Here is a 24,521-nt window from a genome sequence, read left to right as displayed (position 1 = left end):
CGGGGTAGCTGGCGGCGTTGAATAGCTCGGACAGGAACTGCTCGCTGCCGGCGTCACCGTGCAGCACGCAGTTCTCGCCGCCTTCCTCGTAGTTGAGCACGAACTGCACGGCGATGCGGGCGCGGCCCGGCCAGTCGGCATGCGGCGGGGTGCGGCCGTAGCCGACGAGGTCGCGGGGGTAGGGGGCGTTCGGAGTGCTCGGGGTGTTCGGTTTCATGCTCGGCTCCGGTGGGTCAGGCGAACAAGGCATCGAGGCGGAAGCGGGCGATCTTGCCGATCTCCTGCAGGCAGCGGGCGAATTCGGTGTCGCGATCGTTGCTCAGGCGGGCCTCGACGCCATCCATGATCTGGTGGCGGCTGAGCCCCTTCACGGCGACGACGAAGGGGAAACCAAAGCGCTCGCGGTAGGCCTTGTTGAGGCTGCGCAGGCGCTGCAACTCGCCCTTGCTGCACTGGTCCAGCCCGGCGCCGCGCTGCTCGCCGGTGGAGGCGGTGGTGAGCGTGCCTTCCTCCGCTTCCTTGCCGGCAAGCTCAGGGTGCGCGCAGATGAGGGCGAGTTGCTCGGCCGTGCTGGCGGTATCGAGCACCGCGAGCATGGCGGCGTGCAGGCCGTCGATACTGTCGAACGGGCGTTGGGCCCAGGCGCGCTCGGCGATCCAGGGCGAGTGCTCGAAAATGCCGTCCAGGTGGCTGACGAAGTCAGGCTGGGACAGGGCGGAAAGCGCCTGTAGGGTGAGGGTGTTGGGCGTAGCGTTCATGGCGTGGGTCTCTTGCGATGCGTTCTCGGCGGCGCGCTCAGTCCTGCGTCCTCGCGCCCTGGGCGAACCAGATGGCGATGGCCTGGCGTTCTTCATCGGTGATGCCGGTGAGGTTGCCCAGCGGCATGTAGCCGCTGGCGACCGTCTGCGCGCTCATGACCGCGTGCTGGGCGATCTGCTCCGCGCTCTCCAGCATGACGCCCTTGGGGGGTTGGGCAAATCCCTCGAAGGTGGGCGAGGCGGCGTGGCAACTCACGCAGCGCTGGTCCATGATCTGCCTGACGGTGGCAAAGGACACCTGCTCGCCGCTGGCGTCGACCGGCTTGGGAGCCATCAGCACGATCAGCAGCAGGATCAGCGCGCTGCCGGCGGCCGGTAGCCACCACTTGACCTGGCCGCGATGGCGCAGCACGAAGAACTGGCGGATCAGCACGCCGGCCATCATCAGCACGCCGAGCACGAGCCAGCCGTTGGCATGCGCATAGGTCATCGGGTAGTGGTTGCTGATCATGATGAACAGCACCGGCAGGGTGAAGTAGGTGTTGTGCACCGAGCGCTGCTTGCCGACGATGCCGGGCATGGTGTCGACCTCTTCGCCGCGGCGGATCTGCTCGACCATCTTTTTCTGGCCGGGAATGATGTGGAAGAACACGTTGGCCGCCATCATCGTGCCGAGCATGGCGCCGACGTGGATGTAGGCGCCGCGGGCCGAGAACACCTGATGCAGCGCGTAGTTGGCCACCATCACGAAAACGAACACGATGGCTGCGAGCACGCCGTCCTTGCCGATCATGTTGCGGCACAGCAGGTCGTAGAACACCCAGCCGGCAACCAGGAAGGCGATCGAGATGGCGATTGCCGCGGTGGGCGACAGCGCCATGACGCTGTTGTCGATCAGGTAGCTCGAGGCGCCGATCCAGTAGATCAGCGCCATCATGCCCATGCCTGACAACCAGGTGCTGTAGGCCTCCCATTTGGACCAGTGCAGGTCCTGGGTAAGCGGTTCGCCCTTGGGGCCGGTGAGGTACTTCTGGCTGTGGTAGAACCCGCCGCCATGCACGGCCCACAACTCGCCGAACACGCCGCGCTGTGCGTCTTCGGGCTTTTTCGGGGGCTTCAGAGAGTTGTCCAGCATGACGAAGTAGAAGGAGGCGCCGATCCAGGCAATGCCTGCGATCAGGTGCACCCAGCGGACCAGCAGGTTGGCCCAGTCGAGCAGGTAGGCTTCCATGTTCTTGTCTCTGTGTCAGTGGGGGAAGCGCGAGGCTCAGCTGCCGCGGTAGGTGGAGTAGCTCCACGGCGAGACCAGCAGGGGCACGTGGTAGTGCTGCTCGGTGTTGGCAATGCCGAAGCGCAGCGCAACTTCGTCCACGAACAGTGGCTCGGGCAGATCCAGCCCCTGGGCGCGGAAGTAGTCGCCGGCGGCAAAGATGATTTCGTACTTGCCGGCCTCGAGCGCGGCGCCTTCGAGCAGGGGCTGGTCACAGCGGCCGTCGTGGTTGGTGACGGTGCGCGCGACTTCGCGGCGCCCGCCATCGAGCCTGTAGACGATCACCGCAATGCCGCTGCCCGGCTTGCCCTTGGCGGTGTCCAGAACGTGGGTGGTCAGGCGTCCCATGGTGTTGTCTCCTGCATGCTGTCTGGTGTGGGGCGGGCCCGTGCTCAGGCCCTTGATCTGAGTTGCAGTTTAAGCCCAGGGTGTATTAAGTAATCGCATATATGTTTATAAGTGATATATGCTGCCGCATATCTGACTCGGCGACCACAGGCCGGGCTCCCATCACCGTGGACGAGGAGACGAGCATGACCCTAAGGCGTAGCGATGACCCGCTCGATACCTACCTGCTGCGCGTGTTCGTGCTGCTCATCGGCGAGCGCAGCGTGTCACGTACGGCGCTCAAGCTCAATCAGTCGCAACCTGCGATCAGTGCTGCGCTCAAGCGCTTGCGCGACATCCTTGGCGATCCGCTGCTGGTGCGCGAGAAAGGCGGCATGGTGCCCACCGAGCGCGCGCTCGCGCTGGTGTCGCATGCCAAGGGGGCGCTCGCCGAGATCGACCGCATGGTCGACGGGCCAGAGGCCTTCGAGCCCGACAGCACGCGTCATGAGTTCCGTATCGGCTCGCCCGATTACCTGGCGCCGGTGTTCATCGCCGGAGTCGCCGAGCGTTTCCGCAGCGAGGCGCCGCAGGCGCGCCTGACGCTGCACTCGCTCGGGCCGAACTTCGACTTCGAGCGCTCACTTGCAGAGGGCGACCTTGACGTCGTGATCGGCAACTGGCCCGAGCCACCGCATCGCATGCACCTGTCGATGCTGCTCGAAGACGAGATCGTCTGCCTGGTGGCGGCCTCACACCCGTTTGCGCGCAAGGGCATGAGCGCGGAAGACTATGCGCGCGCGGTGCATGTGGTGCCGATGCCCTATTCGATCAGCCAGCGCGGGGTGATCGACAGCGTGCTGGCGTCGATGCGCATCCACCGCGAGGAACGCGTCGTCGTCCAGTCCTTCACCGCCGCCCCCTACCTGCTGCAGGGCACCGACCTGGTGTTCACCACCACCCGTCACTTCGCCCAGTTCTATGCCAACCTGCTGCCGCTGGCGATCGTGCCCTCACCGATCGCTTTTCCGCCGATGCGCTTCTATCAGCTCTGGCACGAGCGCAATCATCAGTCCCCGGGGCATCGCTGGCTGCGTCGGCTGCTCAGCGACTGCGGGCGGCGTATCGTGAGCGCCTCGGCCTAGCGCTCGCGAGGGCGCCTACGCCGGCGATCTCAAACGAGGTCGCCGAGTTCCTCGTGCAGTTGCTCGATACCGCGCAGGCGCGCCCGGCCTTGCGCGCCCAGTTGCAGCGCGAGCTGGCTGGCGAGGAAATTAATGAGGCTCACCGCCGCGACGTAGCTGTCGAACATCGACGCGCCGCGGCAGTGACAGGGGATGACCCAGTCGACATTGCGCGCCATGGCCGCGCCGCTCGGATCGGTGAGCACTGCAATCCGCACGCCGTTGTTGCGCGCCACCTCGAGCGCCGACAGAAAGGCCGGCACCCGGCGCCGAAAGCCCACCGCCAGCAGCACATCCTGCGGGCCGAGGCCGAACAGGCCTTCGGCGAGGGTCTCTCCATGCATCGGCGCCAACTCCACGCCCGCTCGCAGCAGGCCGAGCTGGCCGCGTGCATAGGTGGCGAGCAGCGCACTGTTGCGGTGCCCGATCACCAGCACCCTGCGCGCGTCGTGCAAGGTGGTGACGAGCTCGTCGAGCCGCGTCTGTGCCAGCCCGTCGAGGGTCTTGCGCAGCACGTCCAGGTCTGCCGCCACATGCGCCTCTATGGCCGAGTGCGTCCCTTGTGGCGCATCTGTTGCGCTGACGTAGATCGGTGAGCCCCATTGCTGCGCATTGCGCGCGTCGGCGCGCGCCTGGGCGAAGCTCTGATAGCCGAGGCGCTGGACCAGTCTTGTCACCGCCGCCTTGGACGCGCCCGACAGGCGCGCCAGTTCGGTGGCGGAGTGGGTGGCGAGATGAGATGGGAAGTCCAGCAGCAGATCGGCCACCAGGCGTTCGCTGTTGGGCAGGCCCTCGTAACTGCCGCGGATGCGGCGTTCCAGCGAGCTTGGCCCCGCGTTCTGGCGTTTGCCGCTCTTTCCTGGCGTTGATGCAGCGCTCATCGGACGCTCTTCCGAGTGTGTTGGCACGTTGTTTGCGTTGAAGCGAACCATAGCTGAAAAAAACGTTTTACTGATTGTTTTTCTAAAACAGGTGATCCAGTATGGTGCATACAACAGAAAAAGCTGCCCTTCCACGCACCACTTGCGGGAGCGGGCAGCGGGTAGGACGGGATGGCGCCCGCGAGTGCGGACGCCGGCCGCTGACCGGTGTGAAGGAGACTCTGCATGCATGACCCTGGTGAATACGAGGGCGTGGCGCGCGCGCTTGACGGCATGAGCCGCAAGCTGGCGCGCGCCGTCGACCTGATCTGCGTGGCGCTGCTCATCGTGCTCGTGCTCGACGTCTGGCTCGGCGTGCTGGTGCGCTACGTGTGGCCGCTGCCGATCACCTTCATGGAGGAGGCGGCGCGCTACCTGATGATCTGGGTTGCGCTGCTCGCCGTGTCGGCGGGTATCTCACGGCGTGAGCACATCGGCGTGCAGATGCTGTTCGCCTACCTCCCGTCCTGGCTGCGCCGGGGGCTGCTGGCGGTGGTCGACCTGCTTGGCATCGCCTTCTTTTCGATGCTCGTGTTCTACGGGATCGGGATGGTCGAGCGTGGCGAGCGCGTGACGACGATGATCTACGGCATGTCCAAGGCCTTGCCTTTTGCGGCGGTGCCGGTCGCGGCTGCGCTGGCGGTGGTGCAGCTCACGCTCGTGGCCGTGCGCGACCAGTTGCGCCTGGCGCGCTCGCCGAATGTGGTGGTGTGCCCATGATCACGGTCGCCCTTACCTTCGTCGTGCTGATGGTGCTTGGCATGCCCGTCGGCTACGTGCTCGGCATCACTGGCATGGTCGGCATGTGGAGCATCGACTCCAGTGGCCGCTTCCTCACCATGGCGCCGGACCGCTTCTTCGCCGGCCTGGACTTGTTCACTTTCCTCGCCATGCCCTTCTTCATCCTCGCTGGCGAGATCATGAACCGTTCGGGTATCACCGATCGCCTGATCGGCCTGGCCGATGCACTGGTGGGCTACCTGCGCGGCGGCATGGCACATTCCAACATGGTCGCCTCGGTGATGTTCGCCGGCCTGTCGGGCGCGGCGACGGCCGACGCCGCGGCCTTCGGCAACACCCTTGTGCCGGCCATGGTCAAGAAGGGCTACACCCGGCCCTTCGCCTGTGCGGTCACCGCGGCGGGCTCGATCATCGGGCCGACCATCCCGCCGTCCAACCTGATGGTGATCTACGGTTCGCTGATGGGGGTGTCGGTGGCCGGCCTGTTCGCCGCCGGCATCCTGCCCGGGCTGCTGATCTGCCTGGTTTGCATGGCGGTGATTGCTGCGCTCGGGCGCCGGCTCAACCTGCCCAAGAGCGAGCACCGGCCCAGCCTGCGCCGCATCCTCGTCGCCTTCAAGGACGGCTTTGCCGCGCTGCTGATGCCGGTGATGATCCTCGGCGCCATCCTTGGCGGCATCACCACGCCGACCGAGGCGGCCTCGATCGCGGTCTTCTACGCCCTGGTGATGGGGGTGTTCGTGTATCGCAAGGTGGGCTGGGGCGATCTGGTCGACATGCTGGTGCGCACCGCGCGCATCACCGGGGTGGTGTTCCTGATCATCGCCTCGGCTTCGATTGTCGGCTGGTGGATGACCTTCAACCAGATCCCGCAGGCGATCGCGGCCGCTTTCCTCGCGGTGTCGTCCGAGCCGGCCGTGATCATCGCGCTGATCCTGGCGTTGCTGCTGCTGATCGGCATGTTCATGGACATCAACGCGCTGCTCATCATCCTCGCACCGGTGCTGGCGCCGCTGACGGTGACCATCGGCATGGACCCGATCCACGCCGGAATCATGATCGTGCTCGCGCTCAACATCTCGCTGATGACGCCACCGGTGGGCGCCTGCCTGTTCGTGCTGGCCTCGGTCACCGGCGAGAAGATCGAACGCATCGCGCACTCGCTGTGGCCTTTCCTGCTCGCCGAGGTCGCGGTGCTGTTCGCCGTGGCGTACTGGCCGAGCCTGACGCTGGCCGTGCCTCGGCTGCTTGGCCTGACCGCGAGTTGAGGCGCAGGTTTGCCGTTGTTTCATCCCCTTCGTTGAATCCCCTGCCGTACCCCTTCACCCTAGCCCTGGAGTAAGCATGATGATCTCGCTGAAGAAACTTGCCGTCACTGCCCTTGCGGCAACCGCCATGCTCGCGTCGCCCGCGTTCGCGCAGAAGACCATCCGCCTGGCCCACCTCAACCCCGACAGCCCCTTCGACAGCCATTCCGGTGCGATGGCAGCGGTGTTCAAGAGTCTGGTCGAGACCGGCACCAATGGCAGCATCAAGGTGCAGCTCTTCCCCAACGGCCAGCTCGGCAAGGACGACGAGGTGATCCAGCAGGTGCGCGATGGCCTGGTGCAATCGGTCATCTCGTCTGCGGGCGGCATCTCCGCCCACTACAAGATGGTCGGCGTGTTCGACATGCCGTTCGCCTTCCCGAACATCGGCGTGGTGCACAAGGTGATGGACCTCGGCAGCCCCTTCGGTCAGAAGTTCGCCGCCGACCTGTCGGCCAAGACCGGGCTCAAGGTGCTCGGTCTGCTCGACTCGGGCGGCTTCTTCGCCATCAGCAACTCCAAGCGCCCGATCCAGACTGCGGCCGACCTTGGTGGCCTGCGTATCCGCACGATGACGCTGCCGACCCATGAGGCCACCGTGAAGTCGCTCGGCGGCCAGCCCACGCCGCTGCCCTGGGCCGAGGTGTACACCGCCCTGCAGACCGGCGTTGCCGACGGCCAGATGAACCCGGTCCCGATCATCGCCTTTGCCAAGTTCGACGAGGTGCAGAAGTTCCTGTCGATCACCAACCATGTCATTACGCCCTACGTGTGGACGATGAATCAGGCGTTCTACGACGGCCTGACGGCGGAAGAGCGTGCAGTCGTGGATTCGGCCGCGGCGGTGGCGGTGGACGCCGGGCGTGGCATTTCGCGCATCATCGAGGCCTCGGCCGACAAGGGCCTGCCCAAGCTCGGCCAGCGCATGCAGGTCAACGCCATTCCCGAGGCCGAGCTGCAGAAGTTCGCCGCCGTCGCGCAACCCGCCGTGCGCGCGGTGATCGAGCAGCAGCTGGGCGCCGAGGGCATCGACATGCTCGACGCCATGCTCGCCAACATCGAGCAGGTCAAGTAAGGCTTCACCACAATAACCATGCGGCTGCACGCCCGCCCGCGGCGTGCAGCCGGAGGACGAACGGCAATGACACAGATCCTGCGTGCCGAGGGCATCGCAAGCTATCCCAATCCACTCGCGGTTTCCGCGACCACCCCCTACGGCGAGGCGCGCGCGGCGATCCTCAGTCGCGAGGGCTTCGACGCCGCCGAGCGCGAGATCTCGCAATGGCCGGGCTACGCCCCGACGCCGCTGCATGCGCTGCCGGCGCTGGCGTCGCGCCTTGGCCTCGGCGCGCTCTGGTACAAGGACGAGAGCACCCGCTTCGGGCTCAAGAGCTTCAAGGCGCTGGGCGGCGCCTATGCGGTGTTTCGCCTCATCCAGAAGGCGATCGCCGCGGCCCATGGCGGTCACCAGGCAACACCGGCGGAGATCCTCGCCGGACAGTATCGCGACATCGTCAGCGCGCTCACCGTCACCTGCGCCACCGACGGCAATCATGGCCGCTCCGTGGCCTGGGGGGCACAGCTCTTCGGTTGCCGCTGTGTGATCTACATCCACGCCACGGTCAGCGAGGGCCGGCGTGCGGCGATCGCGCACTACGGCGCCGAGGTGATCCGCGTGCCCGGCAACTACGACGACTCCGTCCGCCACGCCGCGGCCGAGGCCGAGCGCAACGGCTGGACGGTGGTCTCGGACACCACCTACGAGGGTTACCGCGACATCCCGATCGACGTCATGCACGGCTACGGCGTGATGGCGCGCGAGATGGTGCGCCAGCTCGGCGATGAGCTGCCCACGCACGTCATCGTGCAGGCCGGTGTCGGCGCGCTTGCGGCTTCGGTTTGCGCGGCCTTCTGGCTGGCCTGGGGTGAGCGGCGGCCGGTGTTCATCATCGCAGAGCCCGAGCAGGCCGATTGCTTCTTCCAGAGCGGCCAGGCGGGCCGACCGGTGGCGGTGCACGGCGATCTCGACACCGTGATGGCCGGACTGGCCTGCGGCGAGGTGTCGCCGGTGGCCTGGGAGATCCTCAGCGGCGGCGCGAACCATTACGCCACCGTGGGCGACCGCTTCGCGCTTGAGGCGATGCGGGTGTTCGCTTTGCCGCAGGATGGTGATGCGGCGATCGTGTCCGGCGAGACCGGCGGCACCGGGCTGGGCCTGCTGCTGGCGGCTGCGGGTGAGCCCGCCGTGAGGCAGGCGCTTGGCCTGGATGCGAATGCGCGTGTGCTGCTGATCGGCAGCGAGGGCGACACCGACCCGGTGATCTACCGGGAGGTGGTGGGCAGGTCGGCCGAGGAGGTGCTGGCATGACGACAGTCTCCCAGGCCCCGGGCGTCGAGCCCGATGGCGCGCGCCTGCTCGCGCGCCTGGCGGCGCTGGCCGACATTGGCCGCACCGGATCCGGTGCATGCTGCCGGCTGGCGCTCACCGACGACGACCGCCGCGGCCGCGATCTCGTCGTCGGCTGGATGCGTGAGCTCGGCCTGCAGGTGTCGATCGACCCCATTGGCAACGTCTTCGGCCTGCGCCCCGGGCGTCGGGCCGATCTGGCGCCGGTGATGACCGGCTCGCACATCGACACCGTGCGTACCGGCGGCGCCTATGACGGCAACTACGGGGTGCTCGCCGGGCTCGAGGTCGTCGCTGCGCTCAATGACGCCGGTGTCAGCACCGAGCGGCCGCTGGTGGTGGCTTTCTTCACCAACGAGGAGGGCGCGCGCTTTGCACCCGACATGCTCGGCTCGCTGGTCTACGCGGGCGGGCTGGCGCTGGACGAGGCGCTTGCCACGCGCGCGATCGACGGCGCCGTGCTGGGCGAGGAGCTGGCCCGCATTGGCTATGCCGGCTCGGCACCGCTGGGTGGCATCCGTCCTGCCGCCTTCGTCGAACTGCACGTCGAGCAGGGGCCGGTGCTCGATCTCGAGGGGATCACCATCGGCGCCGTGGAGAGCCTGCAGGGCATCTCCTGGCAGCAGGTCGACATCGTCGGCCAGTCCAACCATGCCGGCACCACGCCGATGCGAATGCGTCACGATGCCGGCTACGCCGCGGCCGCGGTAGCGCACTTCGTGCGCGCGCTCACACGCGAGATGGGCGGGGACCAGGTCGGCACCGTGGGCAAGGTGGATCTGACCCCCAACCTGATCAACGTCATCGCCGCGCGTGCGTCGCTCACCGTCGATCTGCGCAACACCGACGAGGCGCTGCTGCAGCGGGCCGAGACCCGCCTGGCGGCCTTTCTCGACGAGCTGGCGGCGACCGAGGGGGTGAGCATCAGCACGCAGCGCCTGGCGCGCTTCGAGCCGGTACGTTTCGACCCCGGCATCGCGGCCCGCATCGCCGCCCAAGCCGAGGCGCTCGGTTACACCCACCGCCGCATGAGCTCGGGCGCGGGGCATGACGCCCAGATGCTGGCGCGCATCTGCCCGACCGCCATGATCTTTGTCCCCAGCGTCGGCGGCATCAGCCACAACCCGGCCGAACACACCCAGCCCGCAGACCTCGTCGCCGGCTTGCGCGTGCTGTTTGCGACCCTGCTCCAACTTGCCAACGAGGGAGCCTGAATCCATGTCCCGTATCGTCACCGTCGGCGCCGCCCAGCTCGGCCCCATCGCCCGCAACGACACCCGCAGCCAGGTCGTGAGCCGCCTGATTGCGTTGCTTACCCAGGCGAGCCAGCATGGCTGCGATCTGGTGGTGTTTCCCGAACTCGCGCTCACCACCTTCTTTCCGCGCTGGTACTTCGAGGACCAGGCCGAGATCGACCAGTTCTTCGAACGGGAGATGCCCGGGCCGGAGACCCGACCGCTGTTCGAGGCGGCGCGCGAGCTGGGCATCGGCTTTTACCTCGGCTATGCGGAGCTGGCCGAGGAGGAGGGGCGCACGCGCCACTTCAACACCTCGATCCTGGTCGACAAGACCGGCGCGATCGTTGGGAAGTACCGCAAGATCCATCTTCCGGGCCATGCCGAGCACGAGCCCTGGCGCCAGTTCCAGCATCTGGAGAAGCGCTATTTCGAGACCGGCAACCTCGGCTTTCCAGTGTTCCGCGCCTTCGGCGGCATCATCGGCATGGCGATCTGCAACGACCGTCGCTGGCCGGAGACCTACCGCGTGATGGGGCTGCAGGGGGTGGAGATGGTGCTGATCGGTTACAACACCCCGGTGCACAATCCGCCCGCGCCCGAGCACGACAACCTGTCGCACTTCCACAACCAGCTGGTGATGCAGTCCGGCGCCTACCAGAACGGCAGCTGGGTGGTGGGTGTGGGCAAGGCGGGTAACGAGGAGGGCGTGATGCAGATCGGCAACTCGATCATCGTCGCGCCCTCGGGCGAGATCGTCGGTGCGTGCTCGACCTTGGGCGACGAACTGGCGGTGGCGCGCTGCGACCTCGATCTGACGCAGTCGTACAAGAGCACCACCTTCAACTTTGCCCGCCACCGCGAACCGCAGGCCTATGGCCTGATCGTGGAGCGCAAGGGCGCGGTCCTGCCGCCGGAGTGATGCAACAAGGCCTCGGCGGCGCAGGGCGCCCCGAGGCCTTTCCTTGCGGACGAACAGTCGCTCAGCGGTCGATCGGCACCAGTACCACCGGTACGTCGGCCTTCATGGTCACCTTGTGTGCCACCGAGCCGATCAGCAGTTCGCCGATCGCGCTGTGACCGCGCGAACCCATCACGATCATGTCGGCCAGGGTGTGCTTGGCCATGTCGAGGATCTGGCGGGCGGGTTCGCCCTCCAGTGCGCGCACGCTGGTGAGCACCGACTTCACGTCCATGTCGGGGTGAGCCTCGGCGAAGATGTCGATGCGCTGCTGCAGCAGGGATTCAGCCTGGTTGCGGCCGGCGACCTTGATCTCGTCCAGCGTTTCCTTCTTGATGAACTCGGTGAAGGGCAGGGAGGTGGTCGGCGTGGTCACGGTGACGGCGTGCAGCTTGGCGCCGAATCTGAGCGCGAGGCCTACGGCATGACGGAACACGGCAGGTGAGCGCGGGGTCAGGTCGGAGGCGTAGAGGATGGATCTGATCTCGTAGGACATGGATGTCTCCGTGGAATCTCGTGGGCTGGCGTGGCGGTTTCTCAATGGCGCGGTTTGGGCAGCACGGCATCGAGGACGAGGGCCGCGAGCGCAGCCGGGATGAGGCCGGACTTCAGCAGCAGGGCGACCTGCTCGGGCACGGCGGTGCTGATCTCGGGCACCAGCGGCAGGCCCACGCCCAGGCTCAGTGCGACGGCCAGGATCAGCATCGAACGCTGATCGAGCTCGTTCTCGGCGAGGATCTTGACGCCCGCCGAGGCGATCATGCCGAACATCACGATGGCGCCGCCACCCAGCACGGCCGGGGGCATGGCCGAGGCCACCGCCGACAGCTTGGGGAAAAGGCCGAGCACGATCAGCACGATGCCGCCGATGGTGACCACGTGGCGGCTGACCACGCCGGTCAGCGCGACCAGGCCGACGTTCTGCGCATAGGCGGTGTTGGGCAGGGTGTTGAAGACCGAGGCAAAGGCGGTGGCCACGCCATCGCCCATGACGCCGCCCGAGAGCTCCTTGTTGGTGGCGGCACGCTTGGCGCCGCTGACGGTGATCGCCGAGATGTTGCCGATCGTCTCCAGACCCACCACGAACATGATGATGCACATGCCCAGGATGGCGGTGGGCGAGAACTCCATGCCGAATACCATCGGCTGCGGCACGGCGAACCAGGCCGCGGTCTCGACCCGCGAGAAGTCCACCCAGCCCAGCACGATTGCAACCACGTAGCCGCTGGTGAGTCCGACCAGCACCGAGGCGAGCTTGATGAAGCCGCGCCCGTACTGATGGCAGGCGATGGTGACGACCAGCACGAACAACGCGAGCAGCAGGTGGTGCGGTGCCGCAAAGTCGGCTGCGCCGACCCCGCCCGCGGCATAGCGCAAGCCGACCGGCATCAGGATGAGCCCGATCAGCAGCACGACGATGCCGGTCACCACGGGCGAGAACAGATGGCGCACGCGGCCGAGGAAGGCGCCGAGGAACACCTGCAGCAGGCCTGCGACCAGCGATGCACCGAGTACCGCCGGCAGCCCGAAGGCCTTCGCCAATGGCAGTGCCACCGGCAGGAAGCCGAAGCTCGTGCCCTGCACGATGGGCAGGCGGGCGCCGATGGGGCCGATGCCGATCGACTGGATCAGGGTGCAGATGCCGGCGACGAAAAGGGCTACCTGGATCAGGAAGATGCGCTCGTCCATGGTCGCGCCGATCACGCCGGCGATGATGATCGGGGGGGTGATGTTGCCGACGAACATCGCCATGATGTGCTGGATGCCGAGCGGAATCGCGCGCGACAGCGGCGGCATGTAGTCGGGTGAGTGCTCGTCGACGGCCGGGCGCGGCGGGTTGGCCGGGTCGGGGTAGGCTGGGGTCGTCCCGCTCATTGTGGTGTCTCCGTGTCTCTGGCGCTGTGGCCTGGTTTGTCGTTGTCGGCCTGCTCGCAGGCGTGTTGCTTCCAGTCGTGCAGTACCCGCAGTTTAGGAGCGGACCCCGATTCGGAAACTGGCGGCCTCTGATAGCACTTATACGTTCCGGCTTATAGCTGCATAAGCAACATGCACGCGCTACCATCGCGCACTGGGCCGGGCGTCCGTCGAAGCGGGCGCTGTCTTGCGCCCCGAGGACAACACATGAAGCTCTACATTTCGCCGCGCGCACCCAATCCGCGCCGGGTCCAGATGTTCATCGCCGAGAAGGGCATCAGGGGTATCGAAGAGGTGGTCGTCGAGATCGGCAGGAACGAGCATCGCAGTTCGGACTTTCGTGCCAAAAGCCCGCTGGCCAAGGTGCCGGTGCTCGAACTCGACGACGGTCGCATGCTCGGAGAGACGCGCGCCATCTGTTCCTATCTCGAGGGCTTGTATCCCGAGCCCAACCTGATGGGGGCAAGCTTCGAGGAGCGCGCCTTCATCGAAATGGCGGACCGGCGCATGGAGTTCTACCTGTTCGGTGGCATCGCCAACTGCATCCGCCATACCCATCCCGGCCTGGCTCCTCTGGAGCAGCCGCAGTTCCCCGAGTTCGGCCGTTCGCAAGGCGAGAAGGTACGCGAGGTGGCGCGCTGGCTGGATGAGGAACTCGCGACGCGCGCCTTCGTCGCCGGCGAGCGCTTCACCATTGCCGACATCACTGCCTTCTGCGCGATCGAGTTCGCCCGCGGCCTGATGAAGTTCAGGCCGGGGGCCGAGGGGCTGGACAACCTTCAGGCATGGCGCGACCGCATCGCCGAGCGACCGAGCGCGAAGTGCTAGGACCAGCGTGCCCGTCAGGCATCAGGCCGATAGGGCTTTCCGAGCGAGAGCGGCGAGTTCAGCCGGATCGTGTTCACGTTGCGCGAGATCACCACCAGGACCACGATCGTTGCCCAGTAGGGCAGCGATGACAGGAACTGCGATGGGAAGTCGATCTGCAGCCCGGAGCCCTGGATGAAGAGTTGGGTGATCATCACGCCGCCGAACAGGTAGGCGCCGATCATCACCCGCAATGGCCGCCAGGTAGCGAACACCACCAGCGCGAGCGCGATCCAGCCGCGGCCGGCGACCATGCCTTCTGCCCACATCGGCGTGTAGAACACCGACAGGAAGGCGCCGCCGATGCCCGCCATGGCGCCGCCGAACAGGACTGCCAGATAGCGGATGCGGATCACCGGGTAGCCGATGGCATGCGCCGAAGCGGGCGATTCGCCTACCGCGCGCAGCACCAGGCCTGCACGGCTGCGGTAAAGGAACCACAGCAGGCCCCAGAACAGCGCCCAGGAAAAGTACACCAGCAACTGCTGGTTGTAGAGCGCCTCGCCGATGAGCGGGATGTCGGCGATGAACGGGATGCGGATCGGCGGCACTGCCTGCAGCGCTACGGCCTCATACGGTTTGCCCACGAATGCGGCCAGGCCGACGCCGAAGATCGCCAGCGCCAGCCCCGAGGCGACCTGGTTGGCCATCAGGGTGAGTGTAAGCACGCCGAACAGCAGCGCCATCGCCATGCCGGCGCCCATGCCGGCCAGCACGCCCAGCCAGGGGCTGCCGCTGTGATGGGTGATGGCGAAGGCAGTCACTGCGCCCATGGCCATCATGCCCTCGGCGCCGAGGTTGAGCACACCGGCCCTCTCGCTCACCAGTAGTCCCAGGGCAACGATGATGAGCGGAGTGCCGGCCACCACGGTGGCGAACAGCATCGAGGTGAATAGGTTGGCGTCCATGGGCGTTCCCGCTTCAGGCGGCGCGGCGGCGCAGCCGCAGGCGGTAGTTGATGAAGACGTCGGAGCCGAGCAGGAAGAACAGCAACATGCCCTGGAACACCATCGAGATCGAACTCGGCAGGTTGAGATACTGCTGCGCCTGCTCGCCGCCGATATAGAGCAGCGCCATCAGCAGACTGGCGAGCAGGATCCCGAAGGCGTTCAGTCGCCCGACGAAGGCAACGATGATGGCCGCGAAGCCGTAGCCGCTGCCGACCTTGTCGGTGAGCTGGCCCATCGGCCCTGCGACCTCGCCCATGCCTGCGATGCCCGCTGCTGCACCGCCCGCGAGCAGGCCGGCCCAGATCATGCGCGAAGCCGAAAAACCCGCATAACGCGCCGCTGCCGCGGCTTCGCCTGCCACCCGCATGCGAAAGCCCGTGAAGCTGTGGTTCATGAACACATGGCCGGCGACCAGCAGGCCGATCGCGATTGCGAAGCCCATGTGCAGCCGCGTGCCCTCGAGCAGCATCGGCATGGTGGCGGCGTCGTCGAACATCTTGGTCTGCGGAAAGTTGAAGCCGTCCGGGTCCCGCCATGGCCCGAACACCAGCCAGGACACGAACAGTTGCGCCACGTACACCAGCATCAGCGACACCAGGATCTCGTTGGCATTGAAGTGCGTGCGCAGGAAGGCCGGGATGCTCGCCCACAGCGCGCCGCCGAGCGCCCCCGCGGCCACCATTGCCGGCAGCAGCAGGCTGCTCTGGCTGCCGTCGAAGTACAGAGCCACGCCGGTTGCCGCCACTGCCCCGAGCATGAACTGGCCTTCCGCGCCGATGTTCCACACATTGGCGCGGAAGCCTATTGCCAGGCCGATTGCGCACAACATCAGCGGCGTCGCCTTGAGCAGCAGCTCGGAGACGGCGTAGAGGTCGCGTACCGGGTTGAGGAAGAAGATGCGAAAGCCCTCGATCGGATCCTTGCCGAGCGCAAGGAAGAGCAGCATGCCGCCGACCAGGGTGAGTGCCACCGCGAGCAGCGGCGACAGCCAGGGCATCAGCCGCGAGGGTTCGGCACGGGCTTCGAGTTCAAGCATGCAGTGACTCCGCAGGCGTTGGCGCAGCAAGTGGTTCGTCGGTCTCGGCCCCTGGCCACAGGCCGCTCATCCACACGCCGATGTCCTCGACCGTCGTCTGCGCAGTGGGGCGGGCGGGAGACAGCCGGCCCTTGGCGATGACGGTGATGCGGTCGCAGATCTCGAACAGCTCGTCGAGCTCTTCCGAGATCACCAACACGGCACAGCCGCGGTCGCGCAGGTCGATCAGGGCCTGGCGGATCAGCGCTGCGGCGCCCACATCGACGCCCCACGTCGGCTGTGCGCACACCAGCAGCCTGGGTGCTTGCAGGATCTCGCGGCCGACGATGAACTTCTGCAGGTTGCCGCCCGACAGCGACTTTGCGGGTGCGCCAGCGCCGCCGCACTTGACCTTGAACGCCTCGATGCAGCGCTCGGCGAAGGCGCGCGCACGGCCCGCGTCTACAAGACCGCCGCGCACCAGGCCCTGTGTGTGCGAGGCTGTGAGCAGGGCGTTGTCGGCCAGTGCCATGCCGGGTACGGCGCCGCGCCCCAAGCGCTCTTCCGGAACGAAGCACAGGCCGAGCTTGCGGCGCTGGCCAGGCTTGAGGCGGCCTGCCTCGACATTGCAGATCTGCACCGGGAAGCGTTCGGCCAGCGGCTCCTCACCCGAGATTGCGCGCAGCAGCTCCTGCTGGCCGTTGCCCGACACGCCGGCAATGCCGACGATCTCGCCAGCATGTACCTCGAGGTGGATGTCCTTCAGGTCGACGCCGAAAGGGTCGTCGGCAGCGTGCGACAGACCTGCCAGGCGCAAGCGCACTTCGCCGCTGGCGGCGGCCTGCGAATGCTCGCAATGCGGCAGCTCCTTGCCGATCATCAGGCGTGCCATGGACTGAGGGGTTTCCCGGGCGGGTTCGCATTCGCCGGTGACCTTGCCGGCGCGCAGGACCGTGGCCGTGTGGCAGAGCTCGCGAATCTCGTCGAGCTTGTGGCTGATGTAGAGGATCGAGCAGCCTTCGTCCGACAGCTGGCGCAGGGTCTCGAACAGCTTGCGCACCGCCTGCGGCGTCAGTACCGAGGTGGGCTCGTCCATGATCAGCAGGCGCGGGTCCTGCAGCAGGCAGCGGATGATCTCCACGCGCTGGCGCTCGCCTACCGAGAGTGCGTGGATGTGGCGGCGCGGATCGACCGGCAGGCCATAACGCGTCGACACCTCGGTGATGCGTTCGGCCAACTCGTCCAGAGCCTGGGCGCCGGGCAGGGCGAGGGCAACGTTCTCCACCACGGTCAGTGTTTCGAACAGCGAGAAATGCTGGAACACCATGCCGATGCCCAGGCTGCGCGCATGCGCCGGGCTGGTGACCTGGACGTCCTGCCCCTCCCAGAAGATCTGGCCGGCGCTGGGGCGTGTGACGCCGTAGATCATCTTCATCAGCGTGGACTTGCCGGCGCCATTTTCGCCCAGGATGGCCCGGATTTCGCCGGGTCGGACGCTGAGGTCGACGCGGTCGTTGGCGACGACAGTCGGATAGATCTTGCTGATCCCGCTCAGCTTGAGCCGCGGGTTGCTGGCCGCGCCAGCGATGCTGGCAGGGGGGTGGGTCATGGTGTTCACTGGGCTCGGTGAGTCATCCCGCGCGCGTCTGGACGGCGCAACGTCGCGACGATACGCGTCCAGTAGCCGCGTAGGCAAGTCGTCGCCAGGTCACGACGGCGTCGCGGCTTGTGTCACGCGGGCAGTGCCTGGAAGGGGGGTGCGTTTTCGGCTTGAGGAATACCTTGTTTCTGCTACCATCCGGGTTGTGATGTTGCGCTGCAGCATATTGCTGTCGTTTGCCGATGGCGCGACCTGATCCCGTTTTTTCAAGGAATACCCCCATGCATGTCCGTCGTTTTCCGGGCGTCGCCTCGCTGGCTGCGCTCGTCATTGCCGTTTCTGCGCCCGCTGCGCTGGCTGGTGAGTCGGCAGCGGCCGTCCGTGTCAAGCTCGACCGGGCGGCCACTGCACCGCTGGCCGTGATGCTCGACCAGCAGACCGGCGGACGCTACGAGTACCTGGCCGACGAAGGCTGGCGTTTTGCCGGTCAACGCGCCGAGGCCGCCCTCGCACCGGCGCAGGCCGGTGAAAGCGTCAGCCTGTTCGTCGACGTACCGACCGGTTTCGTCTTCAACTATGTGGTGGAGCAGGGCTGGGTATTCGCCGGTACCATCGGCGAGCCACAGTGATGGGCTGAGGCCTTGCGCCGCGGGCGCACGCGACTGCCTTCAGTCCGGCGTCGCCTTGTCATCCGCGTTGCGTTCTGCACTTGGGGTGACATGGGTGTCGTGTTCGAGCGACAGGGTCTGGGCGCGCTTGAGCTCGTCCGGGCTGAGCTTTATGGCGATGCTGTCGCGCTCCTGAACGCCATTCATGTTGAGTGCGGCGGCGGCGCGGTTGAACCACACATACGCTTGTACCGCGTCCTGCGGCACCCCGATCCCGGCGCGGTGCAGGCGCCCCAGTTCGACCATGCCCTCGGGGTCGCCCGCCTCGGCAGCGGCCGCGATCCAGCGTGCTGCGAGGTCGTAGTTCTGGGTAATGCCCACACCGTTGCGGTAGAGCTTGCCAAGCAGGATCATTGCGCCCGTGTGCCCGCCCTCAGAGGCGCGCTTGAGCCAGCCCAGGGCTTCCAGCGTTGCCTCCTTGCCACGCGCAGTGTCGAGCAGCGCCGCGCGTCCGGCGCGGAACTGAGCCTCTGTATCGCCGCGTGCAGCGGCCTCGATGTGTGTGCTTGCCGCAGCGCCGACGGGCATTCCGGCGGACGGCGCCTCCGGCACGGATTTGCGCCCCTCGAGCAGGACCACGACCACGCCCGCGACCAGCGCAACGACAGCAAGTCCAGCCAGGCCCGCGAGCAGCAGGAAGCTGCGCCGTCCGGCAATACTGCCGGTGTGCCTGCCGACGAAGCGGTTGGCGCAATTCAGGCAGCGGTATGGATGCTGGCCCGGGTTGTCCACCTTTTCCTGGTGCGAGCGCCAGCGCGACTCGCGACAGTCGGTCGAGCCGCACTTCGGGCAGGTGATCGTGAGGGGTGTGCTGCTCATTGCGCGACTCCGCTCAGGATTTCCAGGCCCACATGATCAGCACCACCGCAATGACCACCAGCAGCGTGCTGCCACCGATGGCGGCGATCAGGGGGTTGTGTTGCAGAAGGTTCCTGCGGCCTGGCCCGAAGAAGCGATGCACGCAGGACATGCAGCGGTAGGGCGTTTCACCCTTGTGTTCCCGGCGCTCGTCTTCGGAGCGCCAGGGAGATTCGCGACAGTCCGTGCCGTCGCAGCGGGGACAGGTTGGCATGGTGCAGGAGCGCATGCGCCCCGGCCAGCAACTGGCCTGGGGCGCTTCGTGTAGTTATGGGCAGAACGCATTATATGAGATGCGACCTGACCTCAGCGAACTCCCGCGTTGGGCTCAGCCGCAGGTTCCAACCGCGCCGCAGGCAGTGCAGAAGTCGCAGCCGTCCTTGCGGATGACGGTATGGTTGCCGCACTCGTTGCACAGCGCGCCCTGCATCAGCTTGGGCTCGTTGTCGTCGCGCGGCGACTCGAGGATGCCCATCTCGCGCGTCGGGTAGCCCTTCTCGTCGAGCACGCCGAGCATGGCGTAGCGGTGGATGATGAGCTGGGCCAGGTAGGCGACCGTGCTGGGCCAGTTCTGCTGGCGGCGGGTGCCCGGCACGAAGGCCATGAAGTCGCCCAGCGGCTCGGGGTAGTCGAGCAGCTTGCGCAGCTTCATGCCGATCCAGGCCGGGTCCATGACGCGCATGTCGAGCGACAGGATGCGGGTCAGACCGTCCAGCGCACGCGGATAGTTGCCCGACAGCCACACCGAGTACGGACGGGTGACGCCGTCCGGCAGGGTGATCTCCTTCAGGCCGAGCACGAAGTCTTCACCGGTGGCCGGGTTGTAGATGTCCACCGTCCACGACAGCGTGCCGTCGGTGCCGGTCTTGGGCTCTTCGAGGCTGAACAGGGTGTCTAGCACCGAGTTGCTGTCGTCTTCCTTGTCAAAGACGCCGAGCTTCTCGCAGCGGTAGTTCACCGCCTGGGCAAAGGCCGAAACCACGCCGGGCACCAGCTTCTTCTCGCCGTGCGGCGGGAAGGGCATCTCGAACGAGCGCTCGCCGACGGTGCGTGCCAGGGTGTCGAGCTTGAGCTTGAGCCAGCCGCGGTCGTTGGCGCGCATGTCCATCGACAGCGTCTTGGCCACCGCACCCAGGCCGCGCGGCTGGTCGGCACCGTTTACCCACACTTCGAACGGGAAGCTGCCGCCGTTGTTGCCGACCTGGCCGACGAAGAGCGCGAAGCCGCCGCTCGGGGTGTTGAGCATGTAGGTCCACGCCAGGTTGCCGTCGGGCAGATCCGGACGGCCCGGCCAGCGCAGGCTGGACAGCACCGGTGCGGGCAGGTTCTTGATCGACAGGCGCTTGTTGGCGTCGGCAATCTCGACGTCGTGCGGCTGCTTCTGCTCGGCGGTCGGGGTCACCGACAGCACCGAACCCAGCACGTTGTTGGGACGGTAGGTGGCCAGCCCCTTGAGGCCCGCCTTCCACGCGGTGAGGTAGAGGTCTTCGAACTCGGCGTAGGGGTAGTCCTCGGGCACGTTCACCGTCTTGGAGATGGACGTGTCGACATAGGGGGCGACGGCGGCGACCATGTCCTTGTGTGCCTGCGCGGAGATCTCCAGCGCAGTGACGAAGGATTCCGGCAGCTTGTCGACGTTGCCGCCGAGGTGGCGGTACAGGCGCCACGCGTAGTCCTCGACCGCATACTCCTTGAAGGTGCCGTCGGCCATGCGCTTGCGACGGGTGTAGGTGTAGGAGAAGGGCGGCTCGATGCCGTTCGAGGCGTTGTCGGCGAAGGCCAGGCTGATGGTGCCGGTCGGCGCGATCGACAGCAGGTGCGAGTTGCGGATGCCGTTCTTGCGAATCTTGTCCTTGACCTCGGCCGGCAGGCGCGAGGCGAAGTTGCCGCCCGACAGGTACAGGTCGGCGTTGAACAGCGGGAAGGCGCCGCGTTCCTTGGCCAAGTCGGACGAGGCCAGATAGGCGCGGTTGCGCATGAACTCGGAGATCTTGCGCGCTTCCTCGCGTGCTTCGGGCGTGTCGTAGCGCTTGCCGAGCATGATCAGCGCGTCACCCAGGCCGGTGAAGCCCAGGCCCACGCGGCGCTTGGACTGCGCCTCGGCATGCTGTTGTTCGAGCGGCCAGTGGGTGGCTTCGAGCACGTTGTCGAGCATGCGGATGGAGACGTCGACCACCTTGCCGAACCCTGCATAGTCGAACTCGGCCTTGTCGCTGAACGGGTTCTTGACGAAGGGCGTCAGGTTGATCGAGCCCAGGCAGCAGCAGCCATAGGGCGGCAGCGGCTGTTCGGCGCAGGGGTTGGTGGCCTCGATGGTCTCGCAGTAGTACAGGTTGTTGTCCTGGTTCATGCGGTCGAGGAACAGGATGCCCGGCTCGGCGTGATCGTAGGTCGAGCGCATGACCTGGTCCCACAGGTCGCGTGCACGCACCTTGCGGTACACCCACAGGCCGTCGTCGCGCTGGTAGGCGCCGGCTTCCTTCAACTCATCGGTGGGCTCGGCCTTGTGCACCAGCTCGACATCGCCGTTGGCCTCGACGGCCTGCATGAAGGGGTCGGTGACGCCGACCGAGATGTTGAAGTTGGTGAGGTCGCCGTGGTCCTTGGCGTGGATGAACTCCTCGATGTCCGGATGATCGCAGCGCAGCACGCCCATTTGCGCGCCGCGGCGTGCACCGGCGGATTCGACGGTTTCGCAAGAGCGGTCGAACACGCGCATGTAGGACACCGGGCCGGAGGCGTTCGATGCCGTGCCCTTCACCAGCGCGCCCTTGGGGCGAATCGACGAGAAGTCGTAGCCGACACCGCCACCGCGACGCATGGTCTCGGCAGCCTGGGCCAGCGCGGTGTAGATGCCGGGGCGGCCATCGACGGCCTCAGTGACCGAGTCGCCGACCGGCTGCACGAAGCAGTTGATCAGCGTGGCGGCCAGCGTGGTGCCTGCGGCGCTGTTGATGCGGCCAGCGGGAACGAAACCTTTCTCCTGCGCTTCGAGGAACTTCGCTTCCCAGTGGGCGCGCTTGTCTTCGGACTCGATCGCGGCAAGCGCACGGGCAACCCGGCGGCGCACCTCGGCAACGGTCTGCTCGTCACCCTTGGCGTACTTTTCGACCAGAACCTCGCCGGAGATCTCCTGCATCGGCAGGTTGGCGGCAGAGGGTTTGATGGTGCCTTGGTTGTGTGCACTCGTGGACGCGCTGGTGGTCTCGCTCATGGCTTTTTTCTTCATCCGTGGTGGGTCTTGGAACGGACTGAAGAATAGCGCGGAAAGCGGGATTTCGCAAAAAAATAAAATCCTTTTAAAACATGTAGTTATATTTTTAGTTTGTGTTTCAAATTTTACGAATGCACTACATGTAGTAGCTCTATATTCTCTTTTTTAGGCACGAAAGCCAGTGTTTACGCGGGTTTTCGGCTGCCGTGCGCCAGCTAGTGTGCAGAGGAGAAGAACAGGTTCACATAGGCCGCCAGGTGCAGTTCGGCTTCCTCGCGAATGTCGGCGAGTTGCTCTGGCTCGAGCTCGAGCAGTGGCCAGATGTCCGCCTCGAGGCTCGCCGCCGCATCCGCGCTCGACTGATTGCGGCGTTCGGCCTCGACCACGCAGCGGGCCAGGCTGAGGAGGGCCGCTTCATTGCCGTACTCGCCACCCAAGCGGGGGCAGAGCTGGGTACCGATGGCCCCAGCAAAGCTTGGCGGCAGCTGCCACAGGTCGGCCAGCGCAGCCCCGATCTCGCTGAAGTCGCAGCCGACGACTTCGCGCTCGCTCACGTCCAGGGCCTTTCCGTCGCGCTCGGCGGATTCGCGTGCGGTTGCGGCGAGTTCGGGAACCGTCTGGTACATCACCAGGTGGCCGATGTCGGCCAGGAGTCCGATCACGAACAGACGTTCGCTGCCGGGCAGGCCGCGGCGGCGGGCGGCCGCCCGTGCCGCCAGCCCGTTGAGCATGCTGTCGCGCCAGAAACGGCGCATGTCGAGGCGGGCAGGGCGCACGCCTGCAAAGATTGCATGCAGCGACATCGCCAGCACGAGGTCATGTACCTGCTGCAGGCCAAGCAGCTGGACGGCGCGATCGACGTCGGCAATACGTCCGCGGTAGCCGTACATGGCACTGTTGACCAGCCGTAGCAGGCGTGCCGTGAGCGCGGGATCGGCCGCCACCAGTCGTGCCACCTCGCCGATCGAGCCGGCGGGCGAGTCGAGTTGCTGGCGAACGCGTTCGTAGACGTCGGGCAGGGCGGTCAGCGCCTCGACCTGGCTGACGAGTTCCTGTGCGGAGTGCATGGCTCAGTCCTTTACGGCAGTGGCAGCATCGGCGGCGCCGGGCGCTTGCGCTGCACATGGTCGCGTGGTGTCCGTGCCTGTCGGTGCGCGTCGGCGTACGTCTCGGCAATCGGAGCTTTCCTCCCTGGAGGCGGGTCCGATTATGCCCGAGGACGCCAGCCAGGGCAGTCGTACGAGGCGATGGAGGTCATTCCCGCGCTGGCAACCCTCGGCCGTCTGCCGCAACTGGTGCATGAGCCCATGAGGAGACCCATACGAACAAAGGAGTATCGACGGGGTCATGGTTGCCTTGAGGATTTTTTCGAGGCCGCTCACATGAGCAGGGCAGGCGGCTGATGAATTGACGCATGTAGCGTGCAGCGCCTGTCCCTGATCGCCGTGGGGGCAGCGGAACGCAATAGGTAGAACCATCTAGCGTTCTGCCTTATTTCCCCAATTTTTGTATGGGTATCGGAAGCCTAAAGTGTCATCCACGTCAACGGCCCGTGGAGTACTGAAATGAAAGAGGCTTTGGAAACCCCGCCATGCGCAGCGCCAGCCTCGGCTTCACGCCGCAACTTCCTGCGCGGCGTGCCGGTAGTGACTGCGGCGGCGGTAGCGGTGCCCACCCCAGCGATCGCCAGCACAGCCAAGCACCAGTGGGCGATGCTGATCGACGTCCGCAAGTGCATCGGCTGCCAGGCCTGCACGGTGTCCTGCATCCAGGAGAACGCGGTGCCCGAGGGCAGCTTCCGCACCGTGGTGTCGACCTACAGCGTCAAGCTCACCGACAGCGCCCAGCCCGCCGGCACCTACGTGCTGCCGCGACTGTGCAACCACTGCGACAACCCGCCCTGCATCCCGGTATGCCCGGTGAGCGCCACCTACAAGCGCGAGGACGGCATCGTCGCCGTCGACGGCGACCGCTGCGTGGGCTGCGCCTACTGCGTGCAGGCCTGCCCCTACGACGCGCGCTTCATCAACCACGACACCGGCAAGGCCGACAAATGCACCTTCTGCGCCCACCGCGTGGATGCCGGCCTGTTGCCCGCTTGTGTCGAGACCTGCGTCGGCGGCGCGCGCATCTTCGGTGACATCAACGACCCTGAGGGCGAACTCGCCCGCCGCCTGAAGGAGGCGCAGCCGCAGCTGAAGGTGCTCAAGCCCGAGCTCGATACGGCGCCGCGGGTGTTCTACATCGGCCTCGACGAGCGCTTCACAGGCAAGGTCGAGGGCCAGGGCTCGCTGTGGAAGCCCCGCAGTCTGCCGCACGCCTGAA

23 protein-coding genes and 1 pseudogene are annotated in these 24,521 nt (G+C 66.4%); 10 read left to right on the top strand and 14 right to left on the bottom strand.

The features are described 5' to 3' along the window. The 4 genes and pseudogenes from P7F68_RS16175 to uraH all read right to left on the bottom strand — a co-directional run. Nucleotides 1-217 (bottom strand): annotated as a pseudogene (locus P7F68_RS16175) (allantoinase); the annotation flags it as partial. Nucleotides 218-233: 16 nt separating this feature from the next. Next, nucleotides 234-758 carry a 2-oxo-4-hydroxy-4-carboxy-5-ureidoimidazoline decarboxylase gene (gene uraD / locus P7F68_RS16170; RefSeq protein ID WP_277834670.1) on the bottom strand — a complete coding sequence of 175 codons (525 nt, stop codon included), beginning with the start codon at nt 756-758 and terminating at the stop codon, nt 234-236. A gap of 37 nt (nt 759-795) precedes the next feature. Further along, nucleotides 796-1,989 carry a urate hydroxylase PuuD gene (locus P7F68_RS16165; protein ID WP_277834668.1) on the bottom strand — a complete coding sequence of 398 codons (1,194 nt, stop codon included), beginning with the start codon at nt 1,987-1,989 and terminating at the stop codon, nt 796-798. A gap of 36 nt (nt 1,990-2,025) precedes the next feature. Then, entirely contained in the window at nt 2,026-2,376 is a 351-nt protein-coding gene (gene uraH / locus P7F68_RS16160) for a hydroxyisourate hydrolase (protein ID WP_002930226.1), read from the bottom strand. A 185-nt stretch (nt 2,377-2,561) separates the two neighbouring features. On the opposite strand from uraH, the gene P7F68_RS16155 reads away from it, so the two are divergent. Continuing rightward, complete coding sequence (locus P7F68_RS16155; protein WP_002930219.1) at nt 2,562-3,500, top strand: LysR family transcriptional regulator; 939 nt, start codon at nt 2,562-2,564, stop codon at nt 3,498-3,500. 29 nt (nt 3,501-3,529) lie between these two features. Here P7F68_RS16155 and P7F68_RS16150 read toward each other — a convergent pair whose 3' ends face one another. Next, complete coding sequence (locus tag P7F68_RS16150; RefSeq protein ID WP_277834666.1) at nt 3,530-4,420, bottom strand: MurR/RpiR family transcriptional regulator; 891 nt, start codon at nt 4,418-4,420, stop codon at nt 3,530-3,532. A 225-nt stretch (nt 4,421-4,645) separates the two neighbouring features. Between P7F68_RS16150 and P7F68_RS16145 the strand changes: the two genes are divergently transcribed. The 6 genes from P7F68_RS16145 to P7F68_RS16120 all read left to right on the top strand — a co-directional run bounded on the left by P7F68_RS16145 (nt 4,646) and on the right by P7F68_RS16120 (nt 11,071). Further along, nucleotides 4,646-5,179 (top strand): TRAP transporter small permease, encoded by a 534-nt coding sequence (locus P7F68_RS16145; RefSeq protein WP_277834664.1) that lies wholly within the window; start codon nt 4,646-4,648, stop codon nt 5,177-5,179. Then, on the top strand, nt 5,176-6,468 hold the full coding sequence (locus P7F68_RS16140; protein ID WP_277834661.1) for a TRAP transporter large permease: 1,293 nt from the start codon (nt 5,176-5,178) through the stop codon (nt 6,466-6,468). The genes P7F68_RS16145 and P7F68_RS16140 overlap by 4 nt, the downstream gene beginning before the upstream one ends. Nucleotides 6,469-6,544: 76 nt before the next feature. Continuing rightward, on the top strand, nt 6,545-7,582 hold the full coding sequence (locus P7F68_RS16135; protein WP_277834659.1) for a TRAP transporter substrate-binding protein: 1,038 nt from the start codon (nt 6,545-6,547) through the stop codon (nt 7,580-7,582). 66 nt (nt 7,583-7,648) lie between these two features. Next, a complete protein-coding gene (locus P7F68_RS16130; protein ID WP_277834657.1) occupies nt 7,649-8,875 on the top strand; it encodes a diaminopropionate ammonia-lyase in 1,227 nt (408 codons plus the stop codon). Beyond that, nucleotides 8,872-10,128: a Zn-dependent hydrolase gene (locus P7F68_RS16125; RefSeq protein ID WP_277834655.1), complete on the top strand. Its 1,257-nt coding sequence runs from the start codon at nt 8,872-8,874 to the stop codon at nt 10,126-10,128. The genes P7F68_RS16130 and P7F68_RS16125 overlap by 4 nt, the downstream gene beginning before the upstream one ends. Nucleotides 10,129-10,132: 4 nt before the next feature. Then, nucleotides 10,133-11,071 (top strand): N-carbamoyl-D-amino-acid hydrolase, encoded by a 939-nt coding sequence (locus P7F68_RS16120; protein WP_002930203.1) that lies wholly within the window; start codon nt 10,133-10,135, stop codon nt 11,069-11,071. A 61-nt stretch (nt 11,072-11,132) separates the two neighbouring features. On the opposite strand, the gene P7F68_RS16115 is transcribed toward P7F68_RS16120, so the two are convergent. Both P7F68_RS16115 and P7F68_RS16110 read right to left on the bottom strand, forming a co-directional pair. After that, nucleotides 11,133-11,606: a universal stress protein gene (locus P7F68_RS16115; protein WP_002930200.1), complete on the bottom strand. Its 474-nt coding sequence runs from the start codon at nt 11,604-11,606 to the stop codon at nt 11,133-11,135. 41 nt (nt 11,607-11,647) lie between these two features. Beyond that, nucleotides 11,648-12,985: a uracil-xanthine permease family protein gene (locus P7F68_RS16110; RefSeq protein ID WP_277834651.1), complete on the bottom strand. Its 1,338-nt coding sequence runs from the start codon at nt 12,983-12,985 to the stop codon at nt 11,648-11,650. A 246-nt stretch (nt 12,986-13,231) separates the two neighbouring features. Here P7F68_RS16110 and P7F68_RS16105 point away from each other — a divergent pair, with 246 nt between their 5' ends. Further along, entirely contained in the window at nt 13,232-13,852 is a 621-nt protein-coding gene (locus P7F68_RS16105; RefSeq protein ID WP_002941873.1) for a glutathione S-transferase family protein, read from the top strand. Nucleotides 13,853-13,866: 14 nt separating this feature from the next. Here P7F68_RS16105 and P7F68_RS16100 read toward each other — a convergent pair whose 3' ends face one another. Genes P7F68_RS16100 through P7F68_RS16090 form a run of 3 tightly spaced genes read right to left on the bottom strand, consistent with a single transcriptional unit; the run spans nt 13,867 to nt 17,465 of the window. Continuing rightward, nucleotides 13,867-14,799, bottom strand: a complete 933-nt coding sequence (locus P7F68_RS16100) for an ABC transporter permease (protein WP_002941875.1) — start codon at nt 14,797-14,799, stop codon at nt 13,867-13,869. Nucleotides 14,800-14,812: 13 nt separating this feature from the next. Continuing rightward, entirely contained in the window at nt 14,813-15,877 is a 1,065-nt protein-coding gene (locus tag P7F68_RS16095; RefSeq protein WP_002930187.1) for an ABC transporter permease, read from the bottom strand. Further along, nucleotides 15,870-17,465 carry an ABC transporter ATP-binding protein gene (locus P7F68_RS16090; RefSeq protein ID WP_198291817.1) on the bottom strand — a complete coding sequence of 532 codons (1,596 nt, stop codon included), beginning with the start codon at nt 17,463-17,465 and terminating at the stop codon, nt 15,870-15,872. The genes P7F68_RS16095 and P7F68_RS16090 overlap by 8 nt, the downstream gene beginning before the upstream one ends. A gap of 272 nt (nt 17,466-17,737) precedes the next feature. On the opposite strand from P7F68_RS16090, the gene P7F68_RS16085 reads away from it, so the two are divergent. After that, nucleotides 17,738-18,085, top strand: coding sequence for a hypothetical protein (locus P7F68_RS16085; RefSeq protein WP_002930182.1), 348 nt, complete (start codon nt 17,738-17,740; stop codon nt 18,083-18,085). Nucleotides 18,086-18,124: 39 nt separating this feature from the next. On the opposite strand, the gene P7F68_RS16080 is transcribed toward P7F68_RS16085, so the two are convergent. The 4 genes from P7F68_RS16080 to P7F68_RS16065 form a co-directional block, all read right to left on the bottom strand. Then, nucleotides 18,125-18,943 (bottom strand): SEL1-like repeat protein, encoded by an 819-nt coding sequence (locus P7F68_RS16080; RefSeq protein ID WP_002941881.1) that lies wholly within the window; start codon nt 18,941-18,943, stop codon nt 18,125-18,127. A 13-nt stretch (nt 18,944-18,956) separates the two neighbouring features. Then, on the bottom strand, nt 18,957-19,196 hold the full coding sequence (locus tag P7F68_RS16075) for a hypothetical protein (protein WP_232431641.1): 240 nt from the start codon (nt 19,194-19,196) through the stop codon (nt 18,957-18,959). A gap of 114 nt (nt 19,197-19,310) precedes the next feature. Continuing rightward, a complete protein-coding gene (locus P7F68_RS16070) occupies nt 19,311-22,196 on the bottom strand; it encodes an adenosylcobalamin-dependent ribonucleoside-diphosphate reductase (RefSeq protein ID WP_002930173.1) in 2,886 nt (961 codons plus the stop codon). 215 nt (nt 22,197-22,411) lie between these two features. Beyond that, a complete protein-coding gene (locus P7F68_RS16065; protein WP_002930170.1) occupies nt 22,412-23,263 on the bottom strand; it encodes an HDOD domain-containing protein in 852 nt (283 codons plus the stop codon). 498 nt (nt 23,264-23,761) lie between these two features. On the opposite strand from P7F68_RS16065, the gene dsrO reads away from it, so the two are divergent. Next, nucleotides 23,762-24,520 carry a sulfate reduction electron transfer complex DsrMKJOP subunit DsrO gene (gene dsrO, locus P7F68_RS16060; protein WP_002941889.1) on the top strand — a complete coding sequence of 253 codons (759 nt, stop codon included), beginning with the start codon at nt 23,762-23,764 and terminating at the stop codon, nt 24,518-24,520. The last annotated feature ends 1 nt before the right edge of the window (nt 24,521 follow it).

It is taken from the genome of Thauera mechernichensis, from assembly GCF_029588855.1.
GTDB lineage: Bacteria > Pseudomonadota > Gammaproteobacteria > Burkholderiales > Rhodocyclaceae > Thauera > Thauera mechernichensis.
The sequence above is the reverse complement of the archived record's forward strand: the minus strand, read 5'-3'. Positions and strand labels throughout refer to the sequence as shown.

Coding starts and splice junctions, on each gene's coding strand:
- P7F68_RS16115 (WP_002930200.1), bottom strand. CDS start 11,606: ATGTCCTACGAGATCAGATCCATCCTCTACGCCTCCGACCTGACCCCG.
- uraH (WP_002930226.1), bottom strand. CDS start 2,376: ATGGGACGCCTGACCACCCACGTTCTGGACACCGCCAAGGGCAAGCCG.
- P7F68_RS16105 (WP_002941873.1), top strand. CDS start 13,232: ATGAAGCTCTACATTTCGCCGCGCGCACCCAATCCGCGCCGGGTCCAG.
- P7F68_RS16145 (WP_277834664.1), top strand. CDS start 4,646: ATGCATGACCCTGGTGAATACGAGGGCGTGGCGCGCGCGCTTGACGGC.
- uraD (WP_277834670.1), bottom strand. CDS start 758: ATGAACGCTACGCCCAACACCCTCACCCTACAGGCGCTTTCCGCCCTG.
- P7F68_RS16070 (WP_002930173.1), bottom strand. CDS start 22,196: ATGAGCGAGACCACCAGCGCGTCCACGAGTGCACACAACCAAGGCACC.
- P7F68_RS16150 (WP_277834666.1), bottom strand. CDS start 4,420: ATGAGCGCTGCATCAACGCCAGGAAAGAGCGGCAAACGCCAGAACGCG.
- P7F68_RS16100 (WP_002941875.1), bottom strand. CDS start 14,799: ATGGACGCCAACCTATTCACCTCGATGCTGTTCGCCACCGTGGTGGCC.
- P7F68_RS16110 (WP_277834651.1), bottom strand. CDS start 12,985: ATGAGCGGGACGACCCCAGCCTACCCCGACCCGGCCAACCCGCCGCGC.
- P7F68_RS16120 (WP_002930203.1), top strand. CDS start 10,133: ATGTCCCGTATCGTCACCGTCGGCGCCGCCCAGCTCGGCCCCATCGCC.
- P7F68_RS16135 (WP_277834659.1), top strand. CDS start 6,545: ATGATGATCTCGCTGAAGAAACTTGCCGTCACTGCCCTTGCGGCAACC.
- P7F68_RS16155 (WP_002930219.1), top strand. CDS start 2,562: ATGACCCTAAGGCGTAGCGATGACCCGCTCGATACCTACCTGCTGCGC.
- P7F68_RS16130 (WP_277834657.1), top strand. CDS start 7,649: ATGACACAGATCCTGCGTGCCGAGGGCATCGCAAGCTATCCCAATCCA.
- P7F68_RS16085 (WP_002930182.1), top strand. CDS start 17,738: ATGCATGTCCGTCGTTTTCCGGGCGTCGCCTCGCTGGCTGCGCTCGTC.
- P7F68_RS16090 (WP_198291817.1), bottom strand. CDS start 17,465: ATGACCCACCCCCCTGCCAGCATCGCTGGCGCGGCCAGCAACCCGCGG.
- P7F68_RS16140 (WP_277834661.1), top strand. CDS start 5,176: ATGATCACGGTCGCCCTTACCTTCGTCGTGCTGATGGTGCTTGGCATG.
- dsrO (WP_002941889.1), top strand. CDS start 23,762: ATGAAAGAGGCTTTGGAAACCCCGCCATGCGCAGCGCCAGCCTCGGCT.
- P7F68_RS16125 (WP_277834655.1), top strand. CDS start 8,872: ATGACGACAGTCTCCCAGGCCCCGGGCGTCGAGCCCGATGGCGCGCGC.
- P7F68_RS16075 (WP_232431641.1), bottom strand. CDS start 19,196: ATGCCAACCTGTCCCCGCTGCGACGGCACGGACTGTCGCGAATCTCCC.
- P7F68_RS16095 (WP_002930187.1), bottom strand. CDS start 15,877: ATGCTTGAACTCGAAGCCCGTGCCGAACCCTCGCGGCTGATGCCCTGG.
- P7F68_RS16165 (WP_277834668.1), bottom strand. CDS start 1,989: ATGGAAGCCTACCTGCTCGACTGGGCCAACCTGCTGGTCCGCTGGGTG.
- P7F68_RS16080 (WP_002941881.1), bottom strand. CDS start 18,943: ATGAGCAGCACACCCCTCACGATCACCTGCCCGAAGTGCGGCTCGACC.
- P7F68_RS16065 (WP_002930170.1), bottom strand. CDS start 23,263: ATGCACTCCGCACAGGAACTCGTCAGCCAGGTCGAGGCGCTGACCGCC.